The sequence below is a fragment of the Draconibacterium mangrovi genome (assembly GCF_010586825.1).
Classification (GTDB): domain Bacteria; phylum Bacteroidota; class Bacteroidia; order Bacteroidales; family Prolixibacteraceae; genus Draconibacterium; species Draconibacterium mangrovi.
This window is the reverse complement of the sequence record NZ_JAAAGB010000009.1, coordinates 212,166-226,969: the sequence shown is the minus strand read 5'-3', so window position 1 is coordinate 226,969 and position 14,804 is coordinate 212,166. Positions and strand designations below refer to the sequence as shown.

The window sequence follows — 14,804 nt, the reverse complement described above, 5'->3', positions numbered from 1 at the left end:
TACTCCACCGGCTGCAGTAGGAACAGTTACTACCCTGTTGCCATTAACCGAACGTTTTGAAGTAGGTCCACATACCGTAACCTGGACCATTGTTGATGCTTCGGGTAATGTATATACCTGTGTAATTAACATCGAAGTTACCGATCTTCTGCCATTTGTTGTTTGTCCTCCTGATATTGAAGTACAGGCCGATTATGACCTGCCTTATCAGGATGATGTAACGGGCTTGGCACCGCTGGATTGGGGTGACAATTGTCCGGATTCGGTATTGTCATGGGTATTGACTCCTCCTGCAGGTTACGAATCAGAATATGATGCAGGTGAACTGACCGGAGTAGGAGAATATCCTAGTCCAAATACCTTCTATATTGGTGTAACAACCATTACTTATACCGTTACCGACAGGAATGGAAATACGGCTGACTGTAGTTTTACAATTACCGTAAAAGGCCCACCGGTAATTACTTGTCCGCCAGATTATGAAACAACAACCGATCCGGGAGTTTGTACAGCTACCCGAAATTCGGAGCCACAGCCTGATGGTTTTGGATTACCAACCTTAAACGAAGGTATACAACCAATTACCTGGATTTGGACGATTTATAATCCGGATGGTTCTGTTGGGGCAACAAACAGTGCATCTCCTTTTGTTGGAAGTGCTGCCAATCCGGGACCACCAACAATTCCTGATTATGATTTTGAGACAGGCACTTCAAGAGTTCACTGGTATGCTGAAAATATTTCAGGATCTGCTGAATGCGAACACCTGGTAATTGTTACCGACGAAGAGCCGCCGGTAATTACCGCCGATCCGTATGAAAACTGTGTTGATCCGCTGCATTGGGCAACCTACAACGAAAGCGATCCTGATCCGGTATTTAATCATGTTGATCCGAACATGGAAAAATCGCCAATCGATTACCGCACCTTATTAGCGGGCGATACCGATCTTGATTTAACATCGCTTACTGATAACTGCTGCGATTCACTATCGATGATTACTAACCTGCAGTGGCGCATTGAGTTTGCTGATACACCCGATCCGGTTACCGGAGCTGCCGTTAGTCATCCGGATGTTACGGGTACAGGGCAACCATCAAAATATGAAGATGCAGGTGGTATTCCACAGGATATTTACCTGTGGGGCGATGGCGTAACCTTTAGCACGGTAACACACAGCATATTCTACTGGATAGAAGACTGTAACGGTAATCCAATTACTGAAGAGCTTAGAAAAGACATTACGATAACACCACGACCACAAGTAATTAAAGCGGCCTATTAAAAATGAGATACGATAATAACATAGAAACCATGCATCAATTGTCATCTCAACGAGGACACGAGGAGAGAACTGCCATAGCGGAGCGAAACAGAAACAGATTCCTCTCTTCGTTCGGAATGACAGAGAGACTCGAAGGAGGTCGGACTGAGAGATCTGTAGCATTAGAGCAACAGAGTAACAGATTCCTCACTTTGTTCGGAATGACAGAAGATAAAGGAGAAAACTTTACCCCCCGTTTCGGCCTCACTCCGTACAACGGAGCTTGCGGCCTCAACTGTCCCCCTACTGGTAGGGGGACGAGTGGAGCCGGTGGCTTCGAAGAAGACCCGGCGGAAGTCGGGGGGTACAGGCTCGCGGCTCGCGGCTCGCAGCTAACAGCTACGTTATTAACAATAAAATATAATAACCCGTCCTCAAAGAGGGTAGCGGGTATAACAAAAAACGCCCATCTTTCTGTATTCGAAACCATGGGCACAGGAGATAATAAATTATTCCCATTCTTCCTGATTTCAAAGAGTGAAAAACAGTGGAGTGGTTTAGCCAGCATTTTTGAAATGAGTTATTGTAGAAAAGGGAACAGACCCCCTTTGTCCCCCGAAGGGGGAAATTTCCTCCCCTTTGGGGAGGTTAGGAGGGGTCAGTTATCAAACTCAGGTAACATTTCAGAAACTTGCTTAATTCAGTCCGTTCTGAAAGGACAGTCTGGGACATTTGCTAACGCCAATAAAATGAGTGCCTATGAAACATGACTAAAGATTAAATCTTTCTACCGAACAGAGTAGGCAGAAAGTATGGTTCTGTAAAGGCGACTGGTTTCCGGTTGCCTGAGGCTAAAGAGAACCGTGGTGGTTATTCTCTACAACAACAACAAGTATTTAGGCGATACACTAAATAATCACCACTTTCTCTGGAAGTTGTTTAATGATTAAAATTTAAAAGAGTTATGATGGATTTTTTACTTAGACAAGGCAAGATCGACGCGAATAGCATCAGCTATTTAAGGAGAGCTTAACGCAGTATAAGTGAAAAAGACGCATAAGGATTTGAATTCCTAATCTTTAATCAGCTTCCGTGGCCCGGCCATCTGTATTAGGAAATCAGGGGAATTGCCAAACGTGGCATGCCCCCTTGATTTAGCGAACAAAAACCTCTGGCCAAAGGCCAGCTCAACGTTGCAAAAGCTGCAACAAAGCTAATTCCCCCTTTAGGGGGATGTCCGAAGGACAGGGGGTGAATTTGAATGATTAAACCAAACTTCTTCTGAAAAGCAGAAGAAAAAATTGAAGTACTGAAAACATCTTCTGGCTAAAGGCCAGCTAAACGTTGCAAAAGCTGCAATAAAGCTAGTTCTCCGTCAGCTGACGGAGGATCCCGAAGGACAGGGGGTGACCTATTTACAAACCTCTTCAAAGAAGTTGAAGAGAAAATTGAAATTTTGAAAACCGGATAAGAGGTTTTGGAGTTGTACCATACCCCTTCGTCCCGAATTTTCGGGACACTTCCCCTTGCAAGGGGAAGACGTTTTAAGCAAGGACAGCAAAAGTATTGAATATGCAGCAGCTCTCCTTAAAGGCGCTCTCCCCTTATTAAGGGGAGATGTCGAAAGACAGAGGGGTAATGAAACAATGAAGAGACACCTTATCATTATTAAGTAAAAAAACTGATTGACACTCAACAATTAACCAAAATGTCAATCAACAAACAAACAAAATTGATCAGCTTGTTTTTGGGAATTTTCCCCCTTGGGGGGAATGTCCGAAGGACAAGGGGGTCAACAAACAACAAAAAAACGTTCTGAAGTTTATTGAAAGGGCAAGTGGCAGATTAGAAACAACTTGTTTATCGGAAAAGCAACATTGTTGCAGGTTCTCCGTCAGCTGACGGAGGATGTCCGCAGGACAGGGGGTGAAAGATCAGCACTAACCAGATATAAACCAAAGAACAGCAAACATTAAAATTTTAAATTATGAAAAAGCAAATTTTAATTCTAACAGTTTTTGTCGCGGCTATTTTAGTCGGTATGAATTCTTATGGACAAACTAATGCCCATTATGATGGAACAGCAGGTAATGGTTACTTGCAGTATTTGGACAAGGTACCGGATTGTATTGCGCCAACACCATTATCAAACTGTGATCTGGTGGATGAATTACACCCTAATCCCGGAGTAGAGTATACTTATATAGTTAATACTACTAATGCGACCGACGACGTTCGATGGTTTGTGGTTAACAACTTTGATTTAATTGACGATTCTCAGCAGTTAGTAGATAATAATAATCAAATTCTGCCAAGAACAGATGATGATATTGATCCTGGTGATGGTAACGGTAGTTATATTCTAAGTGTTATAGATCGAGCAACTACTTATAACCTAGACGCAGACGGAGCCACTACTGCAGGTATTACTTCTGACGGTACTATTGCACACTCAATAACAATGTCATGGAAATATTTTAGTGGTTTAACTACAGCGAACGAAGCTATTTTGCTGGTAGCGTATGTTGAAAGCGAAGATCGCTGTAACGATAACATTGTGGTATATAGAATTATTCCGCAACCTGCATTTACTCTTGATGTTGCCGTTTTGAGTCAAAGTGGCGATAGCGTTGCTGATAGAACTTCTACTGAGCCATATTTCGAATGTGTTTCTCCAATCGAATCTGCTATTTATAATCCAGGAACTGGAACTATTGGTCCGGATATTACTCCTGGAGATTCTTTGATTGTTGATTATGGAGAAAACTGGGTTTACTTTATGGTAACTGCCGCAAATTATGTAGATTCTTGGTTGCCAAATTTCTTTATAGAATACAATTCTGGTGGAAACGATTATGAGGCGCTTGTAGCAGAGTGGGCTTATGCTGCTGATGCTGCTGCTGGTACAGGTTGGAATACAATTAGTAATTGGGCTGATTCTACTCAGGCCACAGGGTATGAAAGTACAGCTGTTATTGCTGCTGCTAGTGCTGCTGCAGCCGGAACAATCGGTGCAGGTGCTATTCCTACTGGTGGTCACGACTGTATTGTTGTGAGAGTAAGGCTGGATTGGGGTACACAATATGAACACGATGATGCAGTCCGCAGTATACATTTTGAAGTAGATGGCCTTGCATATGATGGAGCTGGTACCACTGCTGCTGACGGATATGAAAATCCAGTATTGGGTGATTTACACGATGGAGATTGTACAATTGACCGTTTTGGTGGTCTTACTCATGATGGTATTTTATATAATATTACTCCAAGACCTGAAGTCGAAAATGCAGTTGGAGGTGCAGTTGATACTGAACTTAAAACAGGTGACGAACAATAACAGTTCCGAACTTTGCTTTTTCATAACCTAATCCGTCGGTTGACGGACAAGATAGCGCAGCGCGTAACGGGCAAAGCGCATGGAGCCACGGTTTCGTGCCCTTTGCTCTTCGCCCTGGGCAATTTCAAGGCAAAAGTTAAAAGTGTAAAGGCAAAAGTGATTAACAACTTGCAACTTGTAGCTGAAAAGGTTATGAAAAGGAAGTGAGAAAGGATTAACGATTAATAGTAAAGGATTAAAATGAACTATCTGTCGTTTGACGGAGCACTTGGGAGAGAAGCCCATGTAGGGCATGTGAAATAAACAGCGTTTCTGAATAGCGTTTGTCATTGCAGTTTCTCGTGTCATCTCGAAGGAGGGACAACTGAGAGATCTGTCACAGAGGAGCAAAGGAGTTAAAGATTCCTCTCTTCGTTCGGAATGACAATCAATAGTAAGAACGCAACGATTTAAAAATTAAAAACATGATGAAATGTGAAGTATAATATACACAACATCTGGAAAGGCAATGCGCCGCCCGTAGAGTCGCGAGAAACGAGACCTGAGTGGCGAGTACAATCCATCGTTCACAACGTCTTTCCCCACTTAGCTTGTCCCGTACTTTTGTCGGGAGGGGGAAACCTGCCCGATCAACCGGCGGGTGTCCGAAGGACAAAGGGGGTTACTCGAAGCTCGAAGCTCGAAGCTTGTAGCTTCTTTAAGGGCAGTCCATTGCTAAATATGCGCGACGGGCCTCGTGGCCGTGCACCGGCAAATAGCCTTGCTATGGCCAACGGGCTTGTCACGCTTAATCAACCCTCTGTGAGCCTCTGTGGATTCTCAATGGACTCTGTGGTAAAAAGAAATAACCACAAAGAACGCGGAGAAAACACAGAGCACACAGCGGTTTATGCACTCCATCCAACAAAGGCATTCCGCCAATACTGCACGGGAAATGTCCGAATGCAGGAGGAAAAGCCAATGATGGAAGAGTGGAATAGTAGAATGCCGGACTGTCATCCGGAGCGGACCTGTCTCGATCGAAGCATGGATTAAATGAATAGGCAATATGCAAATGGCAATATGCAAAATAGCCCCAAAGGGGCGAAACGTTATAGCCCGTTGCGTTAGCGCCGGGAATATTGAATTAGCAACAGGCAATGTGCAAAACATATAGTTTAAAAGTTTATCAATTTACCAGTGCCGGTAGAGGTTAAACAAAAGAATAGGTAAATATTTGCAGACTAAAAACCGGCTGTCCGGGTAAGAGAAAAGAATTGTAAAAGAGAATGTGTAAAAAAGAAAGACAAACAAAAGAAGAAATAAAAGCTGTCATCTCGACGAATAGGTGAGGAGAGATCTGTAACAAGAGAACTCTGACGCAACAGATTTCCTGACTACCGTAAGGCAGGCTCTCTGTGCTCGGAATGACAGAAAAGGCTCGAAACCCGCAGCTAATACTTATGTACCGATTAAAACAACATATTATCCATTTTATTCTGGCAATTCTGCTGGCGGTGCTGGCTGTGGCAAATGCTGCAGCACAGATTGCTATTCAGGAATGCGATACGATGACGTTTAGTGTAAGCAGTCGGCCCAATATTCCTGAAACACATTTTGTGTGGGGAATATATAATGCGTCGCCCAGTCCAACCGATGTGCTCGATCCGGCTACAACGCTCGATCCTGCATTGTATTTTGTTGATGGGCAGTATGCGGGTAGTACGGTTGAAGTAACCGGTCTTGCTCCGGGCGAATATTACGTTCGAATTCATGTTTGGGACGAGGTGTCATGTACCGATAATGTAGAAATGTATGTAATGGAAGTTCTGGAATCCAATCTGGATATGGCATTTTCCGCCGACTCGGTTTGTATTGGCGATCCAACCAATGTATATATTCGCTTTACCGGAAGAGGGCCATATACCGTTACCTACACCATTGGCGATGCTGTTACACCAAGTGTATTTAATTTAAATGGCGATGTAGTTGGTCCGGAGATCACTATTCCGATAATAGAAGCATTACCGGAAGGCGAAACAACCTTCTGGGTAATTAGTGTTGATGATGGTTGTAAAGCCTATGAGTATCCGGAATCAGAGCGGCCAAGCACGGGTATCGTTATTTTCCCGAAACCGGCGCAACAACCAATTTATATAAAAGAGGAGAATTAGCGTGGAAAGGATTAATTTTAACGATTACGGATGAATGAAGAGGAGAAGATTGCAGAATGAAGATTAACGATTTGAGATTGCAGAATAGGAGGAAAGTTTGCAGTTTTCAGTCGCAGTTTTCAGTTTTACAATTTAGCAATTGAACAGTAGTGTAGTGAATGAGTAACTGAGTGAATGAGTTGGCAAAAGGCAAAGGAATTAACAATGAAACAAAAAGGAATATATATCGATCGTGAATTGGAACAAAAGGATTTCGCACAGGTGAAAATGTATTCTGCGCGAGTGAAAGTGGTCTCCGCACGACTCAAAGCTGACAGCGCGTCAGGTGAAAAGTGTTCCGCACAACTGAAAGCTGACAGCGCGTCATACGAAGAAGGCTCCGCACGACCAAAAGAAGCCTTCCGGCGACCTGAAGAAGGCTCCGCGCAAGCGTTAGCGGGCTTCCGGCCAATGAAAATGGCCTCCGCGGCGAAGAACATTGGTAAAGGATGAAAATGTAAATGTGTAATTGAGTGAAGGAGGAGGAGAAGATTGCAGAATGATGATTAACGATTTAAGATTACAGAATGATTGATAAAAAGCCCCAATGGGGCGCTGGCAACTAGCCGGGGCAACGCCCTGGGATAAGAAGTAGACGTCAACCGCGCTCCACGATGTGGCAATGATCAGCGAACAACAGTAGTTTGGAGCAAGACAGGTAGTAGGTTGATAAAAGAATGAAGATTAACGATTTAAGATTGCAGAATGAATAACAGGCAATAGGGGAAAAGCGATAGGCAAAACCTTAGCGACTTAGCGTCTTTGCGAGAGAAAAAGATAGTGTACTTCGTGTCTTAGTTGTAAAAAAAATTACACAGAGATTCACAAGGAAGACACAGAGAACCACAAAAAAGAAAAACAAGAAAAGAAAAAACTCGAAGCTAGCGACTCGCAGCTCGTAACTAATAAAATATGAAAAGACTGATGTACATAGTATTCTTCCTGATGATAGCGACCAATCTGCTCGCCCAGGAAAGCTATGTCATCGATTCGGTATGTGAAGGTACCGAACGCACCTATCGCCGCGATGGTGAAGCCGGTTATACGTACTCCTGGTACATTATCGACCACCAGCTTAATGATACCTTCCTGGTATCATCCGTACCTTTTGAGGTGGATCTGGGAACCGATACCATATACGGAAGTGAAAGCACCATATTGTGGGATACTGATGGCGATTATGATATTCGGGTGTATGTAACCAGCGAACACGGTTGTGATACTGTACAACAAGGAATGGTTCGGGTATTCCCGCTTCCCGAAGCACGTGCCGGCGAGGATGATGTGCTTTGTAGCTTCGACGATTATACCCTGTTAGGCGATACCGCCTGGAACCACAGCCAAATATACTGGGGCAGAACCGGCGACGGAACATTCAGCGATGAATACAGTCTGCATCCCACCTACACTTTTGGCCCCAACGATATTCTTAATGGTGAAGTTACCCTCTTTATTACTGCCGAAGGTTTAGCCGACAACGGAACCTGTATTCCGGCTGTTGATTCGGTAACTATAACGGTTAATCCTTCTATAACGATTGATAGTACCGCTGTGCTGTGTTACGGACAGAGCGTACCGGACTGGGAAGGACAGATCGTTTCAAGCATTGTTGACAGTTTCTATACAATAAGCTATCCCACATTAGCCGGCTGTGATTCCACGCTAACGCTTACGGTAAGTATAGTCGACGGATTCAGTTCCGATAGTACTGCAATTCTGTGTTACGGCCAAAGTGTATCTGATTGGGAAGGCCAGATCGTTTCTAGCATTGTTGACAGCGTTTATATCTCAGAATATCAAACATTGTCAGGTTGTGATTCAACCTTAACTCTTACAGTAAGTATAGTCGACGGATTCAGTTACGATAGTACCGCAGTTCTGTGTTACGGCCAGGAAGTGTCGGATTGGGAAAGCCAAACCATATCAAGTTTAGTTGATAGTGTTTACAGCGTGACCTATCCAACATTATCAGGTTGTGATTCAACCTTAACTCTTACGGTAAGTATAGTCGACGGATTCAGTTACGATAGTACTGCAGTTCTGTGTTATGGGCAGGAAGTGTCGGATTGGGAAAGCCAAACCATATCAAGTTTAGTTGATAGTGTTTACAGCGTGACCTATCCAACATTATCAGGTTGTGATTCTACCTTAACTCTTACAGTAAGTATTGTCGACGGATTCAGTTACGACAGTACCTCCGTTCTTTGTTACGGCCAAAGTGTATCGGATTGGGAAGGTCAGATCGTTTCTAGCATTGTTGACAGCGTTTATATCTCAGGATATCAAACATTGTCAGGTTGTGATTCCACATTAACCCTTACTGTGAGTATAGTCGACGGATTCAGTTACGACAGTACCGCCGTTCTGTGTTACGGCCAAAGCGTATCTGACTGGGAAGGTCAGATCGTTTCTAGCATTGTTGACAGCGTTTATATCTCAGAACACCAAACAGTAGCCGGCTGTGATTCCACGCTGACGCTTACAGTAAGTATTATTGACGGAATTACTTATGACAGTACCGCCGTTCTGTGTTACGGCCAAAGTGTATCGGATTGGGAAGGCCAGATCATATCGAGCCTGGTTGACAGTGTTTATATTTCAGAACACCAAACAGTAGCCGGTTGTGATTCCACGCTGACGCTTACAGTAAGTATAGTCGACGGATTCAGTTACGATAGTACCGCAGTTCTGTGTTACGGCCAGGAAGTGTCGGATTGGGAAAGCCAAACCATATCAAGTTTAGTTGATAGTGTTTACAGCGTGACCTATCCAACATTATCAGGTTGTGATTCGACACTAATATTATCTGTTAGCATAATTGATGGCGGCCTTACAGAGATTTATGATACAGCCTGTGTAGAATATACCTGGACTGCCGGAAATGGCATTACCTATTCAGAGTCGGGCATTTATGATTACATATCCGATTTAGGAGCCTGCTCAGATACTTTACGATTACACTTGTTTATCAGTCCGCCTATGGAGCTTGTGGCCGATTCAATACCTGTAAGCTGTTACGACTTTGCAGATGGGGCCATTGATTTAACGGTTTCAGGAGGTACAGCACCTTATACATTTGTATGGAGTAACGGTGAAACCACTAAAGATATAAGTAATTTACCGGCCGATGTTTATACCGTATGGGTTCGTGATTCATTGGGTTGTACGGATAGTCTCAGTATTCAGATTACGCAGCCTGATCCGATACAAATTACACTCGATGCAGTTACCGACGTTCTCGTTATAGGTGAATCAACCGGTAGCATAGAAGTTTCGCTTGGTGGTGGAACACCGGGCTACACTTATGTGTGGACAAATGAAGCAGGCGATATTGTTGGTACTGACGAAGACTTGTATAACCAGCCTGCCGGGGAGTATACGCTAACAGTAACTGATGCGAATGGTTGTGAGGAAATATTAATCGCAACAATTACTGAGCCGGTAGCAACCGAAAGGCGAATGTCACCGGTTGAAACGCCAATCTGTTACGAAGACCGTAACAATTTCCCACTTCTCGACTCACTGAAGCAATACCTGGCATTACATCCTGATGTTGAAGTATTCTCCGATTGGGGACTGGATACCAGCACCTTCAAGCTAGAATCTGTAATTATTGGAGGTAGTGAATATTGTTATGAAGAAATTAGAACATACAGCATCCAGGATTTTGATGGTGAAACCTTAAGTGCAACGCACCGGATAATTGTTGATGATGACGAAGAGCCAACAATCAGTTGTCCGCCGGGCTTCGCGGTGTCCGGAGGTATCGTTCCGCCACCTCTTGATTCTGTTGAATTTTTAGCTGCAGGAGGTACTTTTGATGATAATTGTGGAATTGTTAGTTTCCGCCATGTAAGCGATGTTTCTGATGGAAAAACCAATCCGGAAACGATTACACGAACCTACGAGGTAACTGATTTCTGTGGCAATACCAGGGAATGTGAGCAGGAGATAGAAGTAACCAACGATCTTGTTTTTGCAGCTGTCGGCCCGTTCTGCCAGTATTCTGTTGCACCCGAATTTCCCGACACCGCATTAAACGGAACACCGGGGTATTGGCTACCGGACACAATAAGTACGGCTACAGCAGGCGATTTCGAATATATTTTCTATCCTGATTCAAGCTATCACGCAGCGCCTTATCGTTTAACTATAACTGTTCTTCCTGCAATCGACTTGAGTGCTAATTTGGTGGATCAGGGCTATGATCCAAATCCGGTTGGAAGCATCAATCTGAATATCATCGGTGGAAGCGAACCGTATACCATTAACTGGACAGGCCCTGACGGATATTCTGCATCTTCAGAGGATATTGTCAAGCTGTACGCCGGTGATTATTGGGTGGAAGTAAGCGACGAGATTGGCTGTTACGATAGTTTATCTGTAACCTTGCGAACCTTTGAGCCGGAGTTTAGCTGTCCGCCGGATACAATATTTGAATGCCCGGATGTAACCCAATACCCTGCAGCTACCAATATTGCTGAGTTTATTGCCATAGGCGGATACTTTAATCCGGCCAATATAGTGGCTAACATCACAAGTTTTGATAATGAGGTTTCAAGTGAGTACTGTTTAACCATTGAACGTACTTACATAATTGAAGATATTTACGGAAGATTGGATACCTGTATACAAACCATCGACTTCCACGATACTATTCCACCGGTACTCAATGCGCCTGAAGGCGATACCGTGGAATGTTACTCTGCTGTTTATGCGGATTACAAAACCTACACTGATTTTATCGCATCGGGAGTACCTGTGCCTTACGATAACTGTGCAATCGATCCATCGTCGTTTACCGTTCGCGACACCTTAATTAATATTGAACCTGGTCGTTCGGAGTTAATTTACTACTACAGTATTGCCGATATGTGCGGAAACATTGGCCGCGATACCACTTATTTCCTCATTCTCGATCAGGAACCACCTGAGGTATATTGTGCCGATATTACCGTTTACCTGGATGAAAACGGAACTTATCGTATCTCTGTGCAGGATTCGGTTGGCATGGTCGACAGTGTGTTCGATAATTGTACCGCTCCTGAAAACCTGAGGGTAGTAATTGAAGTGAACGAGATCACCTGCGAGGATATAGAGTCAGGAACACAGGCCCGGGTAATTGTTTATGATGAGGTAGGCCTTTCGGCAGAATGTGTGGCAAATATTACCGTGCTTGATACCGTTCCGCCGGATGCAATCTGTCAGGATATTACGGTTTACCTGGATGAAAACGGAGAGGTAACAATCACGGCTGAACAAATCAACAATACTTCAACCGATAACTGTGAAATTGCATCCATCGATATTTCCAGAGATCGTTTTGACTGTACCGATGTTGGTGTTAACCTTGTTCAGTTAATTGTTACGGATATCTATGGCAATACCGATACCTGCGAGGCAAACGTGACTGTTATCGATGAGATTCCTCCTCAAATTACTTGTGCCCCGGGAGATACCGTAAAGTTAAGCGAAGAAGATGGTACTTTCTTACTAACATGGGATGTTGTTACGGAATCAGCCTGGGATGAATGTGGAATTGACACGGTATTACTGGATAAGTACATATTGGGATGTGACGACATTGGACGCACAACAATTACGGCAACAGCTTACGATGTAAATGGTAATTCAAGTACTTGTACTTCAGAGTTTGTTGTTATAGGTAATACGCCTCCAATTGTTGAAAACGATTCGGCTATCACTGCAATGGATGTTCCGGTTGATATTCCGGTAACCAATAACGACTTCGACCTGAAAACGAACATTAATCTGGAATCACTTGGTGTAAAAGTCGGTCCTAATCATGGTTCAGTAGTTATCGATAAAACAACCGGTACTGCAACCTATATACCAAACAAGGGTTTCGTAGGGGAAGATATATTCTACTACGAAATTTGTGACGATGGTATACCTTGTGACCCAGAGTGTGGGCAGGCTATTGTATTTATCACTGTACTTCCGGCCAACGAGCCGCCGGTGGCTGTTGACGACTACTACGAGGTACCTTGTGGAGAACTGTTTGGAAATGTTACTGATAATGATTCCGATCCGGATGAGGGTGATGTCATTACCGTAAATACTACACCGGTAACACCTCCTGACAGCGGTATCCTAACCTTGTTTGAAGACGGAAGGTTCGAGTACATTCCGTTTGATGGATTCTTTGGCACCGATAGCTTCCAGTATAGGATCTGCGACGATGGAATTCCTTCATCGTTGTGTGCCACCGCCTGGGTTTATATCACCCGTGTTCCGGATAACGATTGTGATGGTGTTGCTGATGCTGATGATATTGATGATGATAACGATGGAATCCGCGATAATATTGAGAATGGCGGTTACTGGCCTGAGGAACAGATGGGATTAATCGATTCCGATCATGACGGAATACCGGATTATATGGATATTGACTCGGACAACGATGGAATACCGGATAATATTGAAGGTCAGGGCGAGCACAATTACATACCGCCTTCAGGAATTGATGCCAACCACGATGGCTGGGATGATGTTTACGACGTAACCATTGGTGGTGTAATTACTTTCGACGAAGAGTTGACCGACACCGATGGCGATTCAATGCCTGATTACCTGGATATTGACTCGGATAACGACGGTGTATTTGATATGATTGAAGGTCACGATGCCGACCACAATGGTATTGCCGATGTATTAAGATGGTATACCGATGCCGACCACGATGGATTGGATGATGCTTATGATACCTATTACGGATGGGCCGATTATGGTAACGAGATTGGTAGTAATGCGCCGCTGCAGGACTTTGATGATGACGGAACACGCGACTGGCGCGATACCAACGATGAAGATGATGATTACCTGACAGTGAATGAAGACCTGAACGGTAACGGCGACTACAGCGACGACGACCTCGATCTGGATGGTTATCCGGAATACCTGGATACCGAGCTGAATTGTGAGCTGTTTATTCCTGAAGGATTCTCGCCAAACGACGATGATGTTCACGACTTCTTCCAGATTCTGTGTATTCAGAAATATCCGAATGCCAAACTGATGATCTTTAACCGTAACGGTGTTAAACTTTGGGAGAAAGAACACTACGGTAACCTCGATGTTTGGGGAACTTACCAGGATGCATGGTGGTGGGGAACATCTGAAAACGTACTTACCCTTGGCCGATCAGGAGGATTACCGGCCGGTAACTACATCTACGTACTGCTGCTGAACGATGGAAAAGGAACAGTTAAGAATGGTACAGTGATGTTGGCGTACTAAGAAGGATTAAGGATTATAGAATACAGTAAACAGTTTTCAGTCGCAGTTCTCAGTTTAACAATTTAGCAATAGAACAATTTAACAGTAGAATAGTGAATGAGTTATTGAGGGACTGAGGAGCAATTGAATGCTGAATTTCGAATGCTGATTAACGATTTTAGATTTCAGAATCAGGAAGAAAGTAGACAGTTTTCAGTCGCAGTTTACAGTTGAGCAATGGGTCAGTGTAGCAATTTAGCAATAGAACAATTTAGCAGTAGAATAGTGAATGGGTTATTGAGTGAATGAGGAGCAATTGAATAATGAATTTCGAATGCTGATTAACGATTTAAGATTGCAGAACCTTGAGGAGAGTGAGCAGTTTTCAGTCGCAGTTTACAGTTGAGCAATGGGTCAGTGTAGCAATTTATCAATAGAACAATTTAGCAGTTGAATAGTGAATGGGTTATTGAATGACTGAGGAGCAATTGAATGATGAATTTCGAATGCTGATTAACGATTTTGGATTGCAGAATCAGGAAGAAAGTAGACAGTTTTCAGTCGCAGTAAACAGTTTAGCAGTAGAACAATATAGAAATAGTAAAGAGATCCTAATGATTCCTATGTGTCTATTGTGGTTCAAGTCTTCGCGCCTTAGAATTTTTGTGTTTTAAAGTTTTTAACCACAAAGCCGCATAAAGAATGCATAAAGTTTCATAAAGAAGTAAAACTCGAAACACGTAGCTCGGAACTCGTTACCCAAATGAATTTC

6 protein-coding genes are annotated in these 14,804 nt (G+C 43.5%); all 6 read left to right on the top strand.

Features of this window, described 5'->3' with window-relative positions:
• A partial coding sequence (locus G4420_RS19445; protein ID WP_163325606.1) for an HYR domain-containing protein occupies positions 1-1,285 on the top strand: 1,285 nt, incomplete at its 5' end.
• 2 nt (positions 1,286-1,287) lie between these two features.
• Entirely contained in the window at positions 1,288-2,034 is a 747-nt protein-coding gene (locus tag G4420_RS19440; protein WP_163325605.1) for a hypothetical protein, read from the top strand.
• A gap of 1,217 nt (positions 2,035-3,251) precedes the next feature.
• On the top strand, positions 3,252-4,601 hold the full coding sequence (locus G4420_RS19435) for a hypothetical protein (protein ID WP_163325604.1): 1,350 nt from the start codon (positions 3,252-3,254) through the stop codon (positions 4,599-4,601).
• A gap of 1,442 nt (positions 4,602-6,043) precedes the next feature.
• Positions 6,044-6,754: a hypothetical protein gene (locus G4420_RS19430; protein ID WP_163325603.1), complete on the top strand. Its 711-nt coding sequence runs from the start codon at positions 6,044-6,046 to the stop codon at positions 6,752-6,754.
• A gap of 204 nt (positions 6,755-6,958) precedes the next feature.
• A complete protein-coding gene (locus G4420_RS19425; RefSeq protein ID WP_163325602.1) occupies positions 6,959-7,246 on the top strand; it encodes a hypothetical protein in 288 nt (95 codons plus the stop codon).
• 459 nt (positions 7,247-7,705) lie between these two features.
• Entirely contained in the window at positions 7,706-14,053 is a 6,348-nt protein-coding gene (locus tag G4420_RS19420) for an Ig-like domain-containing protein (RefSeq protein WP_163325601.1), read from the top strand.
• Positions 14,054-14,804 lie beyond the last annotated feature (751 nt).

Coding starts and splice junctions, on each gene's coding strand:
- G4420_RS19440 (WP_163325605.1), top strand. CDS start 1,288: ATGAGATACGATAATAACATAGAAACCATGCATCAATTGTCATCTCAA.
- G4420_RS19425 (WP_163325602.1), top strand. CDS start 6,959: ATGAAACAAAAAGGAATATATATCGATCGTGAATTGGAACAAAAGGAT.
- G4420_RS19435 (WP_163325604.1), top strand. CDS start 3,252: ATGAAAAAGCAAATTTTAATTCTAACAGTTTTTGTCGCGGCTATTTTA.
- G4420_RS19430 (WP_163325603.1), top strand. CDS start 6,044: ATGTACCGATTAAAACAACATATTATCCATTTTATTCTGGCAATTCTG.
- G4420_RS19420 (WP_163325601.1), top strand. CDS start 7,706: ATGAAAAGACTGATGTACATAGTATTCTTCCTGATGATAGCGACCAAT.